General features: G+C 60.2%; 16 protein-coding genes. 11 read left to right on the top strand and 5 right to left on the bottom strand.

Annotation, left to right across the window (positions count from 1 at the left end; translation table 11 throughout):
• Positions 1 to 20 precede the first annotated feature (20 nt).
• Positions 21 to 764, bottom strand: coding sequence for a DUF4142 domain-containing protein (locus EOD15_RS09510; RefSeq protein ID WP_127320399.1), 744 nt, complete (start codon positions 762 to 764; stop codon positions 21 to 23).
• 802 nt (positions 765 to 1,566) lie between these two features.
• Positions 1,567 to 1,944 carry a low affinity iron permease family protein gene (locus EOD15_RS09505; RefSeq protein ID WP_127320400.1) on the bottom strand — a complete coding sequence of 126 codons (378 nt, stop codon included), beginning with the start codon at positions 1,942 to 1,944 and terminating at the stop codon, positions 1,567 to 1,569.
• Positions 1,945 to 2,453: 509 nt separating this feature from the next.
• On the opposite strand from EOD15_RS09505, the gene EOD15_RS09495 reads away from it, so the two are divergent.
• Entirely contained in the window at positions 2,454 to 2,753 is a 300-nt protein-coding gene (locus EOD15_RS09495) for a DUF1236 domain-containing protein (RefSeq protein ID WP_127266845.1), read from the top strand.
• Between the two features lie 189 nt (positions 2,754 to 2,942).
• On the opposite strand, the gene EOD15_RS09490 is transcribed toward EOD15_RS09495, so the two are convergent.
• Together EOD15_RS09490 and EOD15_RS09485 are read right to left on the bottom strand one after the other, a co-directional pair.
• On the bottom strand, positions 2,943 to 3,260 hold the full coding sequence (locus EOD15_RS09490; protein WP_148129515.1) for a metalloregulator ArsR/SmtB family transcription factor: 318 nt from the start codon (positions 3,258 to 3,260) through the stop codon (positions 2,943 to 2,945).
• 802 nt (positions 3,261 to 4,062) lie between these two features.
• Positions 4,063 to 4,644: an amino acid synthesis family protein gene (locus EOD15_RS09485; protein WP_127332298.1), complete on the bottom strand. Its 582-nt coding sequence runs from the start codon at positions 4,642 to 4,644 to the stop codon at positions 4,063 to 4,065.
• A 162-nt stretch (positions 4,645 to 4,806) separates the two neighbouring features.
• On the opposite strand from EOD15_RS09485, the gene EOD15_RS09480 reads away from it, so the two are divergent.
• The 10 genes from EOD15_RS09480 to EOD15_RS09435 all read left to right on the top strand — a co-directional run bounded on the left by EOD15_RS09480 (position 4,807) and on the right by EOD15_RS09435 (position 16,891).
• The gene (locus EOD15_RS09480; RefSeq protein ID WP_127322471.1) at positions 4,807 to 6,600 is read left to right on the top strand and encodes a helix-turn-helix domain-containing protein; all 1,794 of its coding nucleotides are present in this window, start codon (positions 4,807 to 4,809) and stop codon (positions 6,598 to 6,600) included.
• Positions 6,601 to 6,776: 176 nt separating this feature from the next.
• A complete protein-coding gene (locus tag EOD15_RS09475) occupies positions 6,777 to 7,754 on the top strand; it encodes a flavin reductase family protein (protein WP_127322470.1) in 978 nt (325 codons plus the stop codon).
• Positions 7,755 to 7,776: 22 nt separating this feature from the next.
• Positions 7,777 to 9,288: an aldehyde dehydrogenase gene (locus EOD15_RS09470; RefSeq protein ID WP_127332292.1), complete on the top strand. Its 1,512-nt coding sequence runs from the start codon at positions 7,777 to 7,779 to the stop codon at positions 9,286 to 9,288.
• Positions 9,289 to 9,315: 27 nt separating this feature from the next.
• Complete coding sequence (locus EOD15_RS09465) at positions 9,316 to 10,392, top strand: LLM class flavin-dependent oxidoreductase (protein ID WP_127408441.1); 1,077 nt, start codon at positions 9,316 to 9,318, stop codon at positions 10,390 to 10,392.
• Positions 10,393 to 10,394: 2 nt separating this feature from the next.
• On the top strand, positions 10,395 to 11,222 hold the full coding sequence (locus tag EOD15_RS09460; RefSeq protein WP_127321604.1) for an alpha/beta hydrolase: 828 nt from the start codon (positions 10,395 to 10,397) through the stop codon (positions 11,220 to 11,222).
• Between the two features lie 265 nt (positions 11,223 to 11,487).
• Positions 11,488 to 12,321 (top strand): transporter substrate-binding domain-containing protein, encoded by an 834-nt coding sequence (locus tag EOD15_RS09455; RefSeq protein ID WP_127321603.1) that lies wholly within the window; start codon positions 11,488 to 11,490, stop codon positions 12,319 to 12,321.
• Between the two features lie 55 nt (positions 12,322 to 12,376).
• Positions 12,377 to 13,351 (top strand): amino acid ABC transporter permease, encoded by a 975-nt coding sequence (locus EOD15_RS09450; RefSeq protein WP_127321602.1) that lies wholly within the window; start codon positions 12,377 to 12,379, stop codon positions 13,349 to 13,351.
• A complete protein-coding gene (locus EOD15_RS09445; RefSeq protein WP_127321601.1) occupies positions 13,348 to 14,091 on the top strand; it encodes an amino acid ABC transporter ATP-binding protein in 744 nt (247 codons plus the stop codon). The genes EOD15_RS09450 and EOD15_RS09445 overlap by 4 nt, the downstream gene beginning before the upstream one ends.
• Positions 14,092 to 14,366: 275 nt before the next feature.
• On the top strand, positions 14,367 to 15,854 hold the full coding sequence (locus tag EOD15_RS09440; RefSeq protein WP_127321600.1) for an ATPase domain-containing protein: 1,488 nt from the start codon (positions 14,367 to 14,369) through the stop codon (positions 15,852 to 15,854).
• Positions 15,851 to 16,891, top strand: a complete 1,041-nt coding sequence (locus tag EOD15_RS09435; protein WP_127380202.1) for a sensor histidine kinase — start codon at positions 15,851 to 15,853, stop codon at positions 16,889 to 16,891. The genes EOD15_RS09440 and EOD15_RS09435 overlap by 4 nt, the downstream gene beginning before the upstream one ends.
• Before the next feature lie 86 nt (positions 16,892 to 16,977).
• Here EOD15_RS09435 and EOD15_RS09430 read toward each other — a convergent pair whose 3' ends face one another.
• Positions 16,978 to 18,369, bottom strand: a complete 1,392-nt coding sequence (locus EOD15_RS09430) for a phospholipase D-like domain-containing protein (protein ID WP_245463622.1) — start codon at positions 18,367 to 18,369, stop codon at positions 16,978 to 16,980.
• Between the last annotated feature and the right edge of the window lie 1,206 nt (positions 18,370 to 19,575).

Genomic DNA, 19,575 nt, shown 5'->3' with positions numbered 1-19,575 from the left:
GATTTGTCCTTGCTTGGTGATCAATTCTTGCCGGCAACGACGTTGCCTTGAAAGTCGAGGGCGATGGGTGCTGCTTTGCCGTCCTTGCTCGCGGTTCCACGCCAGATCCCCTTGTCGTCCTTCGTCAGGGCGGAGACGTCCGAGTAACCCGCCTTCTCGATGGCGCTCTTGGCCTGGTCCTCGGTGAAGCTGTTGGCACCAGGCATCGGCGCCGCAGAATTTGTGGTGTCCGCATCGGAGGCGGCTGGCGCGGAACTGTCGGGGGCAGGAGCGGCAGCCGCGACCTTGCCAATCATCTCCTGATGCATCTTGAGTGTCGGCAACGTCTCGCTTGCAAACGACTTGAGAGCGGAATTGTCGCCATCCTTGGCGTAACTTTCAAACATGCTCACAGCGTCGGCATGCGCCGTCCTCTGCATGTTGGCATAGGGTGCATCGACTGGCGCCGCAGCTGACTGCAACTTGTCGACGTCGCTCTTGTGGGCAGCGTCGAGGTCGGCGGGCACCTGCAATTTCTGTTCGCCGGCAATACTCTCGAGCTTGGCGTTCGCAGTGCCATGGTCGGAGATCATCCTCTGGGCGAAATCCTTAAGGGTCGGATCTTGGAGCTTGTCTTGAGCGACCTTGCTGGACTGCACTTCGAACATCCCGCCGATCGCGGCCTTCGTGACGAAGTCCTGTGCCGTCTCTGCTGACAAGGCAGGCAGTACAGCGGTCATTACGGTCGCGATCGAGAGCGATGCCATGCGTAGTTTGGTTCTCATGCTGAGGTTCCTTGGTTGAGGAGGACGATGAACCCCAATCTCCTGGCGCTACCTTTGTTCCGGACGTTGACAAATGTCGGACATTTCGGGGCGCCATTCCCGTCGTCGTGAAGCTGGCGGAGGGTCCCGATCCCATTGTCCGGGACCTCAGACCGATCGAAGAGTTGCCATTGCGCGCAGAGGGAGCCTGATGGCGAAAAATCCAACGGTGAAAAGTTCGGTGTGCGGTCCGGCAAGAGCCTGAAGCAGACGCGCCCGGTCACAAAAGCACCACAAAGGCGGAAAGACGTCGGTCGCGCCCCAGACTCCGCCTAACCGGCATGCCGGCGGGTAGGCAGGTCGACATGCGTGACCTCCGCCAAGTGATCGCGCGAACGGCCAAGGCACCCGCCGCTGCTCGTTTCTGATTATGAAAGCCCGCCGCCCCATTTGCGAAGCGGCGGGCTTCATCCGCCCCAACTTGTCAATGCAACTTTGATGCCAAACCTTTTTGGCTCTCTATAGGACAATGGGCCTGTCCGACAGCGATCAAACAGACATCCAAAATGCCAGCAGCAGGGCGCATATGGATGAGACGAAAGCAGCGGTGGCAAAAAGCACGCCCTGCCAATCTGGCGGTGGATCGGAAACCAACTTGTCGGGGGGCGGATGAATGTCATTCATGATAAGCAATTTTGCGATGCAAAGTTTGGTCCAGCTAATCCTTCAGGTTGTCGGCGGAAATGGCCGCCCTACCGAAGGCCAAAGAAACTCAAAATCGCCAAGACGACGACCACCGCACCGACGAGCCAAATGATATTGTTCATGATCTCTCTCCTGTTGCTTTCGAAAGTTCGCGCCTGGCAGCGCCGATCGTTCGGGACGCCTCTGCTTCGAGTTCTACAAGCTTGTCCCTGATCTCCTCCGGCTCGGCGTGCTCCAATCCGACAACGTCATTTCTGGTTTCATTCAGTGAAACGATGATCTCATCGAGTTTGGCGTGAATGGCGGCGGTGTCGCGATAGCCTTGTAGAAGGACAACACCAGTGATCACGATGGCGGCAACCGACAGGGCGTAGGTAACCGCACTTGTCAGACCAAAGGGCACCAGGGCGGTGCACAAAACCATTGCTATGAGAATGACATAGAAGCCCGGCGGCCGAGATAGGAAGTCGGAGGCCGCGAAAAGGAACCGATTCATATCCGGGCCAAAGTCATCAAGGCGACCAGTGCGGTAATGGCCACACAGATAGGCACTGCTGCCAGTAAGCCTGCCTCTAAGATCCGACTCTCTTTGTCGCGCAACATCAGGTCACCTACTCCAAGTTAAAGATATAGGGTTCGCGAGCAGCTGGGCGGCTCGCGAACCCTGCTATCGGCGTCGGAAGGGACGTTGCTGCGCCGATCCACCACATGTCAGCCAAGCACGAGTGCCATCACGAGAAAGGGGACAGCTGCGAATAACAGCGTGCTTGGCCAGCACTTTTATCCATCTGCTTTCTCCCAAATTCGAGAGACAACAGCCGCGGGGGGCAGGCGTTCCAGTCGCTGTCTCTGACAGGACCAATGCGTGTTCTAGGACCAGACTTAGGCCCCAAAGGGACTAGACCTAAGTGCCTAAGGCGGAACGTTTAGGGCGGCTCCATGTTCAAGTTGCCGGGCGGCGCGGGACGATGATCGTGTTGCGCCCGTCCCCACGGGAGTGCAGATATGAACATGCTTCTAAAGAACACCGCAGCAGCGATGTTGCTCTTGGCTGGGATCGGCTCAGCCGCCGCGGACGACATCATTATCCAGCCGGAACAAGACACCGTCATCCGCGAATATGTGAAGCAGCAGCCCCTGGCGTCGGTCAAGCTCCCCGGCGTGGAACTGAATGTCGGGACAGCTCTGCCAGACACGGTTGAGATCCATGAGGTCCCCAACGTCAAATACCGCTATGTGGTGGTCGACAACCGCACGGTGCTGGTGGACCCGGGCACCCGAAAAATCATCAAGGTTTACGACTGAACGAACCAATCCAACCCCGCCGCCATCGCTGGCGGCGGGGCTGAAGCGTATAAATCTCCACGTCCGGACGAAGATGATGAGCCTTAAAGTCGCGACATCGCAAGCGCTCGTGGCACGCCTCTCCGGCACGAATGCGGGAAGCACGCTAGAGCGAAGGCCGAGAGGAAACCCCTCCAAAGGTCTCGGGCTTTATGGATGATGGTCGCGGCCAGGCAGAGTTTTCCGCTCAGCAAGCCAGTCCAGGAGTTCAAGGACCTTCAGGGCACGATCTGTGCACGAGTAATACGCTTTTTGACGCTCCTGCTTCCGGGTGACCAGCCCAAAGTCTCGCATTATGCTAAGGTGTTGGGAGAGTGCGGAGTTGCCAAGCCCTAATCGCGACGCCAGATCAGAAACGGATATTTCTCCGTCGGCAAGAATGATTAGAGCGAGAAGGCGCTTATCATTAGCCATGGCAGCGAGCAGCTCGGCGGACGGCGCATAAATGCTGTGGTTTTCGGGATCCATGATGTCTCCCTCACTCACGCGTCGAGCGGGCCTTGCGCAGGCCGAAATGTAAAGAACTCTGAACTCGCCTCCCATTTACCGCAGCGGCGGGCCAAGGATGACGTGCCGGGATCGTCGGGCGCTCCGGCGCGTTAGAACTATTAGCGTAGCGTAATGTTCCATCAGAAGGGCGTCGCTGTCTGACGGCCGGCGTTGGCGGCTAAGCGCCTTAGCTCCTGGATCGACCCTTCTTCGAAGCCTGGGAACCTTTGGCTTCGGCAGCAAGGCGTTGTTCTCGAAGTCGCGCAGTTTTTAAAAAACGCGCCTCTCTCTCGGCCGCGTTAGCAACTTTTGCCTCGCGGTCTGCGCGATCCAATCGGTCTTTGTCGATGCTTCGCTGGGACACTTTGGCCTCCTACCAGAAGACCGTTGAATTTACTTTTCGCTAAATTGTTCCCGTCAATTCGGCGACTGCCTTCCTGACGCCGCTTGCGGCACCAACAAAGCAAAACACCGCCATCGGCGTAGCGGGCTCTTGAAGAGGCAGGCAATTGGAGGGTACTGACAAACTAGGTACCGCCACAGTGCTTCCGGCATCAAAGGTGCCGGATCGCAACGCCGCATGCCGACAGCATCGATGGGCCGGAGATGAACGGCAAGGACGCCTGTGCAGTTCGCCAAGCACCTTCGGGTCCGGAGAGCCTGCACTGCAGCCTAGCAAGCTCTTCGAAATAGGCCGCGAGATCGTCATCAGCATTCGCCGGCTCTGAACATTGGTGATGTTGTGGAACCCACGGTGATGTTGTGGAACCCAGCGCAAGCCTCACATCGCTGCTTCCTGCTCCATCTCTTTCATGTCCTGAAAGCGGTCCGCAATCCGTGGGTGAACCCGGCCGCCGTCCGCAGCACCGATGGCAACGACAATCTCGTCGGCAGCCGGGCCGTCGGCGATCTGGAAGTTGGCGGTGATGAAATGCGAGCGGCGACCGTTCTCGCTCTTGTGCATCATCGGCAGCGATAGCAGCGCGCCCGGCGCGTTGCGGGTGTTACAGAATTCGAGGTAGGTCGTGCCGCCGACGGCGTCGCGGAAGACATTGCCGAAGCGCAGCGTATGGATCATGGCGGAGGCATGCTCGATCTCGCCGGCGGTTCCGACGGCGGCCGCCTTGCCGTAGCTTTCGATGCGTTCCGCCTGCATCAATCCAATCAGGCGGCTCGTGAGTTCCTGCCCCAGCCGGGGCGCTATGGCGACAATCTCCGGCTGCAAATCCTCGACGAAGCCGCGCCCGGCCCATGGGTTGCGCAGGACGGCTGCCACCACGATCGACGTTACCGGCCTTGCACCCGCTTTGCCGCCTTCGATGTGCACTTCCTCGATGAAGGTGCTGACTTTTCGCAATTCCATGATTGGCCTCTCCAGGTGGAAGCTCAAGCTAATGCACGCCAACCGTCGGGTATTCCTCCGGTTCGTAGGAAGAAACGGCGTGCGTCCCGCTTGGAAGCGGTGTAGCGTTCGTATATCCGCGACGGCTTAAATTCGCCCTTCGCGAGCGGCGGAAGATCAGGCGTGGACCACGAGTCGCAAATTCTCTCCTTGCGGGATGCCGCCAGCCTCATCAATTCGGGCGGCGATCTCCAGTCCGTGCTGCGCCATCTCGTGCTGGCGGCCTGTCGTCATGCCCAATGGACTCTAGGCTCGATCATGGGCATCGACGCCCCCCACGGCCACGCCTATGTCATCGTGCGCCACGACCCGACGCTCATTCACCGCACGTTGCCGGACCGTTGGGAGCTGGCCACCAGTCCCTCGATCGTCGCGCTCAACCGCAACGAGCCGGTCTACATCAGGGACGCGCGCGTATCGGAGGAGTTCCCGGGCTACCGCCGAGAAGCCTTCGAGCGCGACTACCGCAGTGTTCTGGTCATGCCGATGAACTGCGTCGACGAAGACGGCCGGCCGATGGTGCTGACCGTCGTTTCGCGCGAGATCACCGAAGTGACGGCGCAGGATATCGCCTTCATCGGCATGATCGTGCATCTGGGTGAGATCGCGGTCGAGAAGCAGCATCGGCTGCGCCAGGAGAAGCAGGCCGGCGAGCGTCTGCAGCGCGCCCTCTCGGCGCACACCTCGCTTCTGCAGCAAGCCTTGTCGGACGGATCGGTGGCCTCGCTCGCCGAAAAAGTCAGCGAGCTGCTACCCAATCCTGTGGTGGTGATCGATTTCCATGCCAATCTGGTTGTCGCCGGCCGTTCCCCGAGCGAGGCGCATTTCGACACCGCCTCCTGGCAGCAGGCGGTGAGCGGAACGCTCAGCCGGCAAATCTTCAAGATAGCTCGCGGCGCGTCCGACGCGCGTCACACCGAGACGCTGTTCGTCGATGACGGCAAGCGACAGCTCAAGCTTTCGGTGCGCATCGAGCCGCTTAGCATCGACGCCGAAGTGGTTGGCGCACTGATGATTTTCCCGACGCCTCACGAGTCTGGTCAACTCGATCAGATGCTGCTCGACAGCACCAAATTCGCCCTCAGTGTGCAGATGATGCGCAGCTTCGTGCGCTTCCGTTTCGAGACGCGCTCGCTGACCGAGCTTTTCCTGGAGGTGGCGGAGCGCCGCTGGCGCGACGAGGCCGATATCGTCAATCGCGCCCGCCGGCTGGGGCTCGACTTGACCGTTGCACAGAAGATGATCGTCGTCGACCTCGCCCAACAGGACGGTGCCATCGGCCTTGCCGATCCGCATCATGAGGTCATGCGTCTGCTGCAGCAGGCCGGCATTGCCGGCACGGCAATCGCGGTGGAGGATGGGCTTGTCTGTCTTGTCCCGGCCGATACCGGGCAGGATGGCGCGCGCTTCGCGAAATTGCCGCACAAGATTGCGGCCGGGCTTGGCCGCTATTTCGAAGGTGAGCCGGTGGTTGTGCTTTCCGAGGCCTGTGCCGCGCTGGTCGATTATCCCATCGCCTGGGAGCGGTGCCGCCGCATGATCCGGATCGGCCGTTCCTTCGGACGCACCGGCGTTTTTGCCGGCCAGGATTTCGGTCCGTTGCCGATATTGGTCGCCGCTGCCGACGCTCCGGACGTGCGCGGCTTCGTCGACGAAAGTGTCGGCGCCCTGATCGCGCATGATCGCGAGCACGGCACGCCCTATCTGGAGACGTTATTTGCCTATCTGCGCGAGGGCTGCCGCAGCCAGGCCTGCGCCGACGCCATCGGCCTGCATGTCACCACCTTACGCTATCGCCTGTCGCGCATGGAGGACCTGTTCGGCATCCGTCTCGACACGCCCGAACAGCGCTTCGCGGTTGAACTCGCGATCCGTCTCAGCGGCATCATCGACAGCCGCACGCCGACAGCCCGTTAGACTCTGTTGACCTCGCCACCACTGTTTCGACGCGGCAGCCGCCGCAGGTGCAGGCGCGCTGCGCCTGCACCTGCTCGGGATGGCAGCAGCACGCCCCGACATCTTTCCTACAGACCGGAGGAAGAAGGCCGGCCGTCTCTTGCCTAGCTTTCATCCGACACTATGGGAGGAAAGCAATGGCGGACGCGGTGGTACACAGGACGATCGACCCGATCGCCTTGCGTCGTGCCTTCGGCACCTTCGTCACCGGCGTGACCGTCATCACCACGCGCGACTGCGACGGCAATCCGCGCGGCATGACCGCGAACTCCTTTACCTCGGTCTCGCTTGACCCGCCGTTGCTCCTGGTCTGCGTCGCCAAGGCGGCGGCGAGCTTTCCCGCATTTAACGAAACACGGTCCTTCGCGGTCAATTTCCTCCATGAAGGCCAGGTCGACGTTTCTTCGGTGTTCGCATCCAAAGCGGCGGACAAATTCCAGTCGGTCAACTATGACCGCGCCCACACCGGCGCGCCGATCCTCACCGACAGCCTGACATGGTTCGACTGCACCGTTCACAACCGCATCGAGGCCGGCGACCACATCATCCTGATCGGCCAGGTCCAGGCTTTCGGAACCAGCCCATCGGCGCCGCTCGGGTTTTGCCGCGGCCGTTACGCCAGCGTAAAGGATCCGCTGCCTGCCGGCTGGCTGGCCTCGCAGGACATGATCATCGGCTATCTTGTCGAAGCCGGCGACCGCATCCTCTTGCGCACCGATGGCAAGGGAAGTTGGGTGCTGCCGACGGCGCGGCGCCGCAAGGCCGACAGTCAGCTCGTCCTCGATGGCGGCGAGGCGCTGACCCTCGTCCCTGAAAACACCTTCCTCTATTCGGTCTTCGACGTCGCCGACAGCGACCCGGGCTATCTCATCTACCGCGCCGAACTGAGCCGTGAGAGCGCTGAAGCAGCACTTCCGGATGGCCACGCCTTCTTTTCCGTCGACGCGCTGCCCTATGAGCGGGTCGCCACCCATGAATTGCGCGCCATGCTGCGCCGCTATGCGCGGGAGCGCCAGGACAAGCGCTTCGGCATTTACATCGACACCGGCGACGGCGGCCGCGTCGCCATGATCGACGGCCAGTCGCAATCGTGGACGCAAGCCGCATCCGAATGATGCTTCACCCAGGACAGACAGCATGAAAACGACGGTCGAATCGCTCGAAGGCTCACGCCAGAACCTGTTCATCAACGGCGCGTTCGTGGCGCCGAAAGGTGGCCAGTACATCGACAGTTTCGATCCGACCACCGGCAAGCCCTGGTACCAATTCGCAGAGGCCAATGCCGAGGATGTCGGCGCGGCCGTGGAGGCGGCGCGCCTAGCTTTTGCCAATCCAGTCTGGCGACGCATGACCCAGACCGACCGCGGCACGCTGGTGCGCCGTTTGGGGGAACTGGTGCTGGAGCACGCCGACGAGTTGGCGCTGATCGAGACCCGTGACAACGGCAAGCTGCTCAAGGAAATGCGGGCGCAGATGCGCGCCATGCCCGACAGCTACACCTATTTCGCAGGGATGGCCGACAAGCTGCTCGGCGACACCATTCCGGTCAACAAGCTCGACATGCTCAATTTCAACCTGCGCGAGCCGATCGGCGTCGTCGGCATGATCACGCCATGGAACTCGCCGCTGATGCTGCTCACCGGCACGCTGGCGCCATGCCTGGCGCTCGGCAACACGGTGGTCGTCAAGCCGTCCGAGCATGCCAGTGCCTCCACGCTCGCGCTGGCCGAGCTGATCATGGAGGCCGGCTTCCCGGCCGGCGTCGTCAATGTCGTGACCGGCACCGGCGCCGTGGCGGGGGACGCGCTGACCCGGCACCCTGGCATCGCGAAATTCGTCTTCACCGGTTCGACGGCGACGGGCCGGCGGATTGCCGCCAATGCGGCTGAGAACCTCATCCCCTGTTCGATGGAACTCGGCGGCAAGTCGCCACATGTCGTCTTCGACGACGTCGACATCGACCATGCCGTCAACGGCGTCGTGTCCGGTGTGTTCGCGGCGGCTGGGCAGACCTGCGTCGCCGGTTCGCGCTGTTTCGTCGAGGCCAGCGTCTACGATCGGTTCGTCGAGGCGCTGGTCGAACGCACGCGGCGCGTGCGGGTCGGGCTGCCGATGCTGGAGGAAACCGACGTCGGACCGCTGGCGCTGTCGGTGCAACTCGCCAAGGTAGAAGGCTACGTCGCCTCGGGCGTGCGCCAGGGCGCGCGGATTGCGGCCGGCGGCAAGCGGCCGCAGGCGGATGAGCTTGCAGGCGGCTGGTACTTCGAGCCGACCGTGATGACCGATGCCGACAACGGCATGGACTTCATGCAGGAGGAGCTGTTCGGTCCTGTCGTCGGCGTCATCCCGTTCTCGTCGGAAGACCAGATGATCCGTCTCGCCAACGACACCCGCTATGGCCTCGCCTCCGGCATCTGGACCCGGGACATCAACCGCGCGCTGCGTTTCGCCAGGAATGTTGAAGCCGGCACCGTCTGGATCAACACCTACCGCGCCTCGTCCTTCATGTCCGCCAATGGCGGCTTCAAGGAGAGCGGCTACGGGCGGCGCGGCGGCTTCGACGCCATGGAGGAGTTCTCGCGCCTGAAGAACGTCGTCATCGACTACTCGGGCGCCATGCAGGACCCCTTCATTATCCGCCTTCGCTGACCAACCCGACGCACTGGGGAGACCGACATGAAATTCGCCGTTTCGCTGACCATGGAACGCTTCTCGCCCGACATGCCGATGTCGAAGGTGAAGAGCAATCTCCTCGAGTTGGCGCGCCTGGCCGACGAGGGTGGCTTCGAGACGCTGTGGACGGCGGAGCATCACACGATCGAATGCACGATCTCGCCCAACCCCCTGATGACGCTGACCTGGCTTGCCCAGCATACCGAGCAGATCCGCCTCGGCACCTCGACGCTGGTCGCGCCCTACTGGAGCCCGATCCGGTTGGCAGGGGAGGCGGCACTTTGTGATCACCTGACCGGCGGGCGGCTGGAGTTCGGCATCGCGCGCGGTTCGTACCAATATGAGTTCGACCGCATGGCCGGCGGCATGCCGCAGCAGGAAGGCGTTGCCTATCTGAAGGAGCTGGTGCCGGCGGTGAAGAAGCTGTGGGCACAGGATTATGCCCATGACGGCGATTACTGGAAGTTCCCGCTCGCCGCCGGCGTGCCGAAGCCGCTGCAGACGCCGCATCCGCCGATCTGGGTGGCCGCGCGGGACCCGGGAACCTTCGACTGGGCGGTCGGCATCGGCGCTTCGGTCCTGTCGACGCCCTTGTCGGCGCCGGCGGCCGAGATCGCCGTGCTCGGCGAGAAATTCCGCAAGGCCGTCGCCGATCATCCGGAGGTGCCGCGCCCGCGCCTGATGATGCAGCGGCGCACCTGCGTCTACGAACGAGCGCAGGACTGGGAGATCGCGGTCGGGCATGCCATTGACTATGGCCGCGCGTTCGAGAACCTGTTCCAGAACATCGGCACCGTGCAAAACGGCTTTCCCGAAGCTATCCCCTACGAGAGCGTCAAGGGCAAAGACAATTACAATCCCGAAAACATCCGTCGCAACCTGATGTTCGGCACGCCCGACGAGGTGATCGAGAAGCTGCTCGACTATGAAGCCGCGGGCGTTGACCAGTACTGCCTCGGCCTGACGTTCAACCTGCCGTTCGAGCTGCAGAAGAAGACGATCAAGCTGTGGGTCGACGAGGTGATGCCGGTCTTCGCCGCGCGCGAGCGCGACAGGGCGCGCCAGGCGGCGAGGGCGTGACCATGGCGCGCTCCGGCCAGCTCGATGTCGAGGGCGTGCTGCTCAACTGGCGCCTTGAGGGTGAGGGTGGGTTGCCGCTGGTCTGCATCCATGGAGTCGGCTCCTATCTCGAAGCCTGGAGTGGCGTGGCGGGCCAACTGAAAGATCGCTTCTCGGTTCTCACCTTCGACCTGCGCGGCCATGGCCGCTCCAGCCGGATCAAGGGCCGTTACGAGATCGATGATTTCGTCAAGGAAACGCTGGCGCTGGCCGAACATGTCGGGTTTGCCACCTTCCATCTGGCCGGGTTTTCACTGGGTGGCCTGATCGCACAGCGCCTGTCGCTGACGCATGCCGAGCGCCTGAAAAAACTGGTGTTGCTGTCGACGGTCGCCGGCCGCACGCCCGAGGAACGGCACGCGGTGCGTGGCCGGCTGGCGGCGCTGATGGCGAGCGATGCCTCAGTGCATCATGCAGCCTCGCTGTCGCGCTGGCTGACGGAGGATTTTCAGGACAGCAACCCGGAGGTCATCGCCGAGTTGCGCCGGCGTGACGCTGAAAACGACCGCGACTGCTATGCGGCCGCCTATCGCGTTCTGGCCGAGACCGATTTCGGCGGCATTCTCGACCGCATCACCTGCCCGACGCTGATCGTGACCGGGGAGGACGATCAGGGCTCCAGCCCGCGGATGGCACGGCTGATGCACGAACAGATGCAAGGGTCGCAACTCGCCATCCTGCCCGGACTTCGTCATTCGATCCTGATCGAGGCGCCGGCTCGGGTTGCCACCCTGATGGGCGATTTCCTGATGGACGCTGACCGCGGGAAAGGGGGCGGCGCCGATGAATAGCAGCCTTCGCGATGCGAAAGCGAACGCCGGACACCACTGGCTGCACGACACCTCGCAGGGAGCGGGCCGAGACCTTCCCTGTGATCGGGGGAATGGCGACGGCAAACATCCTCCGCGACATCGGAACACCGGACCGGCCACGACGTCGCTAAATCGGCGGGCCTTTGGGAGAGGACGCCGACCAGGTCGGCACGAAATTGGGACGTCACGACCGGCTGAACGGAAGTGACTGCAAGGAACTGAACAACAACAGGGGAATACGGATATGACATTCTGGAACAGACCACAGCTGACGTTGGCCGCGATGGCGCTTGCGCTTGGCGCATATCCTGCTCACGCAGGCGCGGTGCTCGACCGCGTTTTGGCGGCCGGCACGCTCAAGGTGGCGACCGATGCCAACTGGGCGCCGCAGTCCTTCGTGAATTCCAGCAACGAGCTGGACGGCTTCGATGTCGACGTCGCCAAAGCCATCGGCAAGCACCTCGGCGTCAAGGTCGAGTTCATCACGCCCGGCTGGGACATCATCACCGCCGGCCATTGGGCGGGGCGCTGGGACATGCACGCCGGCTCGATGACGCCGACCAAGAAACGCGCCGAGATCTTCGATTTTCCGGCGGTCTACTATTACACGCCGGCGGCCGTTGCCGTGCACAAGGACAGCAAGGCCAAGACGCTGGCAGATCTCGACGGCAAGGTGGTCGGCGCCACCAGCACCTCCACCTTCGAGGCCTATGCCAAGAAGGATCTGACGCTCGACGCCGCCGGCGCGCCGCCATTCGAGTACAAGCTCAACCCGAAGGAGGTCCGCTCCTACGAGAATTCGACGACCGCCTTTGACGACCTCCGCCTCGGCGACGGCGTGCGCCTGGACGCGGTGGTCTCTTCGCTACCGTCGATCCTCGATGCCGAGAAGGCCGGCTACCCGATCAAGCAACTAGGCGATCCGGTATTCTACGAGCCGCTGGCGATTGCCATCGAACGCGGCGATCCCGAACTCTCCGCCAAGATCGGCGACGCCGTGAAAGCGATGAAGGAGGATGGCACGCTGAGCAAGCTCTCCGAAAAGTGGTACCGGCAGGATTATTCGAAGACCAACTAGCCCCTTTCAAAGGCGGCCTGCCCCCGGCAGGCCGCCGAACAGCCGGTGCTCAAAGATGCTCTATCCCGATACCGTCGAAGCCGAAATCCTCGTCCACAAACCCTGGTTCGTGGCTACGATGTTCGGCGTCGTTCTGCTTCTCTTCATGGCTTTCAACATGTCGAGCACCAGCTTTGCCGAACTAATGCGCCCCGTGATCGGCGAACCGTCGGTGAGTGGCTTCTACGGCCGCTTTGCCATTGCTTTCGCCATAGCGGTGATCTTCACCTTGAACGTCGTGCTGATCGGCTTCGCGCCGCTCAAGTTCCAGATCGGCATCGTCTGGTTCGAACTGCTGCTCCTGTTCATCGCCTTCTTCGAAACGTTCCATCTCAGCCTGCCCTTTATCAGGGAGAAGCTGCCGTTCCTGATTAGCCAGGGCGTTGTCACCACACTCTACGTCTCGGCCATTTCGATCGTTATCGCTTCCGTCATCGCCGTCGCCGGTGCGGTGGCCAAGCTTTCCAGCAATGGCTTCGCCTACGCCATCGCCAGCTTCTACACCTCCTTCTTCCGCGGCCTGCCGCTACTCATGCAGGTCTATCTGATCTATCTCGGGCTGCCGCAGCTCGGCTTTGTCATTAATGCGGTTCCGGCCGGCATCCTGGCGCTATCGCTCTGCTACGGCGCCTACATGACCGAGATCTTCCGCTCCGGCATACAGAGCATCGATCGCGGCCAGTGGGAGGCGTCGCGCTCCATGGGCTTCGGCTTCACGCTGACCATGCGTCGCATCATCCTGCCGCAGGCATTGCCGGTCATCATTCCGCCAACGGGCAACCAGTTCATCTCGATGCTGAAGGATTCCTCGCTGGTCTCGGTCATCGGGGTGTGGGAGCTGATGTTCCTGGCGCGCACCCTCGGACAGAAGACCTTCCAGCACATGGAGATGCTGATCTCGGCAGCCATCATCTACTGGATGCTGTCGATCTGCCTCGAACTGGTCCAATCGCGGATCGAACGGCATTACCACAGGAGCAAGGTGCGATGAGCGCTCCGGCCATCATTGAAGCCAAGTCCGTTTCCAAATGGTACGGCCAATTCCAGGCGCTGAAGAACATCAACCTGATCGTCCACAAGGGCGAGCGGATCGTGATCTGCGGGCCCTCGGGTTCCGGCAAATCAACGCTCATCCGCTGCTTCAATCGCCTGGAGGCGCATCAAGAGGGCGACATCGTCGTCAACGGCGTTGCCTTACATGGCAAGATGACCAACGTTGCCGCCGTGCGCTCCAACGTCGGCATGGTCTTCCAGCACTTCAACCTGTTTCCGCACATGACGGTGCTGATGAACTGCATGGCCGGCCCAATGTGGGTGAAGGGCGTATCGGAAAAGCAGGCGCGCAAGACCGCACTGAAGTTCCTTGAGCGGGTCCGCATTCCCGAACAGGCGAACAAGTTCCCCATCCAGCTGTCCGGCGGCCAGCAGCAGCGCGTGGCGATTGCCCGCAGCCTGTGCATGGAACCGGCTGTGATGTTGTTCGATGAGCCGACCTCCGCACTCGATCCGGAAATGGTCTCCGAGGTGCTAGAGACGATGACGGGATTGGCTCGGGACGGCATGACCATGGTGTGTGTGACGCATGAGATGGGTTTTGCGCGTGCGGTTGCCGACCGGGTGATCTTCATGGACGCTGGGCAGATCGTCGAGGAGGGCACGCCCGACGGGTTTTTCGGCCACCCGCGCCATGATCGAACCAAGTTGTTCCTCAGCCAGATACTGAAGCATTAAACTTCCAGAAAAATGCGCTGGACGAACGGCCCGTGCCTTTCCTCAACCAGCAGCGCGCGGGTGCCGCCGATCCTTGCGGATCGTGTCTGCCAGCGCGACGCTGACGTCGGACGCTTTGCTAGCCTCAATGCCAATCACCAAGCTGCTCAACAATATCGATGCGGTAGGCGCCGGATTTTGCGTACCCACAGTGTTGCCGATGCCTTGCAAGTCAGCCGGGGAACCATTGAAAATCCTGGCCGTTACGGTGGTCCTGGTCCGCGCGAGAGGGCACTTTGGAAACAGATGATGCATCACCGATCACTTCTGGCGTCGAGGGTCTCGATTACATCCTGAGAGGTGGTTATGCCAAATACCGGTCACACCTGATCGAGGGCAGGCCTGGATCCGGCAAGACGACGCTCGGGCTGCAGTTTCTGATCAACGGCGCACAGAACGGAGACAGGTGCCTTTACATCACACTTTCCGAGAGCAAGCGTGAACTTCTGTCGGTCGCCAATCGTCATGGGATGTCACTAGACGGCGTAGACATTCTGGAACTGGTACCCCCGGAGCTCAGCCTCGATCCGTCTCAACGCCAGACACTGGTGCACTCCTCCGACCTTGAACTGGGTGAAACGGTCCAATCCGCACTGGATGAAATAGGCCGTCTTAAGCCGGATCGTGTCGTTTTCGACTCCCTGTCGGAGATACGCCTCCTATCCCAGGGCTCCTTGCGCTACCGGCGGCAGGTGCTGGCGTTGAAGAGCTTCTTCCTTCTTAACGACGCAACGGTTCTGCTCCTTGACGACCTGACCGCCGAATTTGACGATTTGAACCTGCATTCTATCAGCCATGGGGTCATTCGCATGGAGCAGCTGTCACCCGTGTATGGGGGGGAACGCCGCCGCTTGCGGGTCATCAAGATGAGAGGTGTGGAAATTCGTGGCGGATACCATGACTTTGTCATCCGGCCAGGTGGGGTATCGGTCTTCCCCCGGCTCGTGGCCGGCGAACACGACGAAGGGAAGCAGGGCCCGCCAGCCCTAAGTGGCACTTCCCTCGACAATCTATTGGGCGGCGGGCTGTCACGAGGCACCAGCACCTTGTTGATCGGGCCATCAGGTGTAGGCAAGTCTACGATTGCTTCAACATTCTGCCACGCCGCGCTTTTGAGCGGCGAGACGGTGCTGGTGCTTCTTTTCGATGAAACGAAGCGTATCTTCCTGGCGCGCGCAGCCGGGCTTGGATTGGACCTGGAACCGTTCATCAAGAGTGACATGCTTCTCCTGGAGAAAGTCGAGCCTGCTGAACTGTCACCCGGAGAGCTGTCGTCTCGGATCCAAGCCGCCGTGGACCATTCGAATGCGCGGCTTGTGGTGATCGACAGCCTAACCGGCTACTTGAATGCGATGTCCGAGGAACAGCATCTGGTGTTGCAAATGCACGAGATCCTTACCTACCTCAATCAAAAAGGCGTCGTCACAATCCTTCTGCTCGCCAACCACGGATTGCTCGGGCAAATGGTGGCGCCCGTGGACATGACATACCTCTGCGATTCGGTCATGTTGTTGCGCTTCTTTGAGAATGACGGGAGGTTGAGGCGCGCGATCTCAGTAGTGAAAAAGCGCGTCGGCGCCCATGAAGACACCATTCGCGAATTCAAGATCAGCCCCGCCGGCCTCGCCGTGGGGGAACCTCTTGAACAGTTCCGAGGCATCCTGACGGGGGTGCCCTCCTATCAGGGCAAGCAGGGCGATCTTCTCAAAGATAAATCATCGTGATGGCAACGGATCCCGGAGTGCTCATCCTCTCACCGACCGGCCGTGATGCAAAAATCGCGGCATCAATCCTCGCGTCGAAGGGCATTGTAACGCATGTCTGCAGCACTCTTGCTGAGACGTTGCCGCTGCTGGATATGGCACAGTGCCTAGTCGTTGCAGAAGAAGCATTGCTCACTTCGGATCGCAATCCATTCGCCGCCTGGCTTGAAAGCCAGCCGGCCTGGTCTGATTTTCCGATCGTTCTGCTCACGATGCGTGGCGCTGAGTTCGACGAGCGGCTGAGATTTCTCGACCGCTATCTCATCGTTCTGGAGCGGCCGTTTCTGGCATCAAGTCTAGCCAACTCCGTGCGTTCCGCGCTGCGCGCCCGCACGCGGCAGCTCGAAGTCAAATCCTTGCTCGAGCACAAAGAGGAAGTGGCGCATCGTCAGAAGCTGTTGATCCGGGAGCTTCATCACCGCGTCAAGAATACTCTCGCTAATGTGAGAGCGATGATGGGGGCAACAGCCCGCTCAAGCAGCAATGTGGATGATTTCGTGCGCAATTTCTCGGCCAGGCTGGTATCTCTGGCTGACACCCATTCGATGCTGACAGATGATTATTGGCAGACCGCATTTCTGCACAAATTGCTGGAAACCGAGCTTCGGCATTACGACACGACGGACAGGTCACGCATTCTCTTGGAAGGGCCTGATGTCGCGCTTGTCGCGGATCTCGCAATACCCGTGGGCATGGCTTTCCATGAGCTGGCGTCGAATTCGTCGAAATTCGGAGCGTTGTCCTGGCCTCGGGGACGGCTTGAGGTACGCTGGTCGGTGGCGCAATTCAAAAATGCTCAAGTGGTTCATCTTGACTGGCGTGAACGCGATGGCCCTGAGGTGCACCCGCCCCAGCGAAGTGGTTTTGGCACAATCTTGCTAGAGAGGGTTGTCGCCGTGCAGTGCGACGCAAAGGTTGAGCTGCAATACCACCCCAAGGGTTTAAGATTTGCAATGGACTTGCCCCTTCGGGACACCAGGCTTGTCCCTGCCTACTAGTCTGCGCGGGCCGTTTCGGGGGCGCCCTATTGGCGGCAAAAGGCCTATCTGGCGAGCAATCGCGGGGACTTTGCATCTCCACACTATTAGAGCTGGGAGCGAAACCTGCTCGCAAAGTAATCGGTGACCTTTTCGCTCACCGGACGTGCTTGCCACTCTTCCAGACTGACTGGCCTTGATCGTTTCAGGTCCTCGTTGAAGATGTCTATTTGCGTTCGCGCGAATTCCATGCCGTAGACGTTCAGACTGGCCTCATCGTTGAGGCGCAAGGAACGCTCATCCAGATTGGCCGAGCCAACGCTCACCCAGACATCGTCGACGATCAAAAGCTTGGGGTGGTACATTGTGGGTTGAAACTCAAAAATGCGCACACCGGCTTTGAGCAATTCGCCCCAGAAATAACGTGAACCCTTTCGCACTATGGGCACATCCGTCAGCCAATTGGGAACGATGACATCGACCGAGACGCCTCGCTTCCTTGCATCAAGAATCTGCTGCAGGGCTATGTCGTCGGGCACGAAGTAGGCCATGCCGATGCGCAGATGATCCTTGGCCGCGGCTATTGCTGCCAACATCATCAACTCCATGTTCTCCGAGCCGTTTGGCTGCGAAGAAAGTATCAACTGGGCATCGAGCCCACCAGCGGGCGCAACTGCAGGGTAGAACTTTCCGCCCTGCAATGTCTCGCCGGTCGTCTCAAGCCAGTTTTCCGCGAACGCCGCTTGGAATGCGGACACGGCGGGTCCTTCGATCCGGTAGTGCGTGTCGCGCCATTCATTTGAGTTGCGTGCGTTCCCGCGCCAATTATCGGCAATGCCGGCGCCGCCAGTGAATGCTATCCGGCCATCGACGATCAGCAGCTTGCGATGAGTTCGGTTGTTTACACGGTCCAACGTATACCAGCGTAAAGGCCGATAGCGTTCGAACCTCACACCGGCAGTGGTCATGATGTGGATCAAGTCCTCGTCGAAGGGAAGGCTGCCAACCCAGTCGACGTTCACACGGACTTCGACGCCTTCGCTGGCTTTCGCCGCCAATGCGATCGCGAACTCGTAGCCGATGGCTCCTGACCAATAAATATATGTCTCCATGTCGACGCTGGATCGAGCAGCCCCGATTGCTTGCAGCATTGAGGGAAATATTTCGTCTCCGTTGATGAGAGTTTGGACCGCGTTGGAATCGAACATCTGCCCTTGCGAATAGCTGCTCATCGTCTCGGAAAATTGGGGATCCGTAGCGTCGAACCGATGGGGGACGATTGATCGTAGAACGCGCGGCTCTGGAGTAAGATTTATGATCAACACCGTGAGCAGGCTGGCCATGGTGGCGATGGCCAGATAGATGAGCACCTTTCGCCAAAGCTCAATGCCGGAGGTCTTCTTGCGGGCGCCTGACGCGACGGAACCGAAAGGCTGCACGTCAATCGCCCCGCTGCTGGCGATGGCGATGCTTTTCGATCTCCTCGGGCTCTTCATCATCGATCCGCGTGATTGCGGCTCCGTGCCAATCCAAGCTCTGTCGCTCGAAGATCATCCAAAGAATTGCGTAAGCCAACAAGATCAGGAACGCAGCGGGACGAGGGGTCAATGTGCCAATTGAGGTAAGCACGCTTGTGACCGTATGATTTGCCATTCCAAAGAACTCGCGGCAGTGCCCCTGGTTCCCATGAGGCATCATACCGCCCCGCCGTGCCTACAGTGGCTTATGGGTAGGCCACTTGAGTACATCGCCCAGTCGTTACTTTCGATCGAGCACCTTTCGGACCTTCTCGGCCAACTTGTCGATCGTGTAGGGTTTCGTCAAAAGCTCCGTTCCAAAATCGAGCGTGCCATTGTGACAGCGATACATTGTCCTGCCCATTCGTTCGTGCATCAAAAATCCCGGAGCATTCTGGCAGCCTGGAAAATGCGAAAATGAATTCGTGGTCCAATGCCGTCGGTATTTAACTTGGGCGATGCAGCTATGTTCCTGCTTTTGCAAAAATTGCGCAGCCTCGTACGCGATGCAAGGTGCGTCTGTCCGTGTCGCCGGCGGAATATCCGCTGCCGAGATCGTGTTACCTATTGTGATACGTATTGTGATACAAACGACACCCGGCAAGATGGAAAATGTAACAAAAACAGCTAGTGACGGGCTGAGTGATCCCAGCCAACGGTGCCATCGGTTTTCCAGTAAGTAATTGAATTTATTGTGAAAGTTTACCCTTGGCGACAAAATTTTTATCACAGTGGGTCTCACAATATTTATCATAAATAGTAATTGGGCGCGCTCGGAACGCGACGCGAAGTGATTGATACCAAAAAGTTTTTTGCGACACGCGATGATCATTGTCGGAAACCGCCAGTCTTGGCGAAGAAAATCGCACCGGAAAGGCTTCGATGGGCCGCTTCCCGTCTACCGTGGGAGCCGATGGATGGCATCAGGCGCACCCGTCGCTGGATTGGGACTTGGCGGGTGCGTCCCATCAAGACAGCCATGCCGGTGCCGTTTGACACTCATTGCGGATGGCTCGGCTCTGAGGTAATTTAGATCCTGATCGGATGGGAAAGTGCCTGCTGTCGCGACGGTTTTTTGTTTTCTGTTCCTGTCTCGGCTGATTGTGAGCTCTTTAACAGCCTTGATACCGCAACCTTGGGGGCTTGTGGTCATCAGGTAGCGACGGTGGAAACAGGCCATGCTCCGAC

It is taken from the genome of Mesorhizobium sp. M7A.T.Ca.US.000.02.2.1 (assembly GCF_003996995.1).
GTDB lineage: Bacteria > Pseudomonadota > Alphaproteobacteria > Rhizobiales > Rhizobiaceae > Mesorhizobium.
The sequence above is the reverse complement of the archived record's forward strand: the minus strand, read 5'-3'. Positions and strand labels throughout refer to the sequence as shown.

Excerpts from the sequence above, each read along its gene's own strand:
- EOD15_RS09445 (WP_127321601.1), top strand. The coding sequence starts at position 13,348 with ATGAGCGCTCCGGCCATCATTGAAGCCAAGTCCGTTTCCAAATGGTAC.
- EOD15_RS09465 (WP_127408441.1), top strand. The coding sequence starts at position 9,316 with ATGAAATTCGCCGTTTCGCTGACCATGGAACGCTTCTCGCCCGACATG.
- EOD15_RS09450 (WP_127321602.1), top strand. The coding sequence starts at position 12,377 with ATGCTCTATCCCGATACCGTCGAAGCCGAAATCCTCGTCCACAAACCC.
- EOD15_RS09475 (WP_127322470.1), top strand. The coding sequence starts at position 6,777 with ATGGCGGACGCGGTGGTACACAGGACGATCGACCCGATCGCCTTGCGT.
- EOD15_RS09495 (WP_127266845.1), top strand. The coding sequence starts at position 2,454 with ATGAACATGCTTCTAAAGAACACCGCAGCAGCGATGTTGCTCTTGGCT.
- EOD15_RS09430 (WP_245463622.1), bottom strand. The coding sequence starts at position 18,369 with ATGATGAAGAGCCCGAGGAGATCGAAAAGCATCGCCATCGCCAGCAGC.
- EOD15_RS09470 (WP_127332292.1), top strand. The coding sequence starts at position 7,777 with ATGAAAACGACGGTCGAATCGCTCGAAGGCTCACGCCAGAACCTGTTC.
- EOD15_RS09510 (WP_127320399.1), bottom strand. The coding sequence starts at position 764 with ATGAGAACCAAACTACGCATGGCATCGCTCTCGATCGCGACCGTAATG.
- EOD15_RS09490 (WP_148129515.1), bottom strand. The coding sequence starts at position 3,260 with ATGGATCCCGAAAACCACAGCATTTATGCGCCGTCCGCCGAGCTGCTC.
- EOD15_RS09485 (WP_127332298.1), bottom strand. The coding sequence starts at position 4,644 with ATGGAATTGCGAAAAGTCAGCACCTTCATCGAGGAAGTGCACATCGAA.
- EOD15_RS09460 (WP_127321604.1), top strand. The coding sequence starts at position 10,395 with ATGGCGCGCTCCGGCCAGCTCGATGTCGAGGGCGTGCTGCTCAACTGG.
- EOD15_RS09505 (WP_127320400.1), bottom strand. The coding sequence starts at position 1,944 with ATGAATCGGTTCCTTTTCGCGGCCTCCGACTTCCTATCTCGGCCGCCG.
- EOD15_RS09455 (WP_127321603.1), top strand. The coding sequence starts at position 11,488 with ATGACATTCTGGAACAGACCACAGCTGACGTTGGCCGCGATGGCGCTT.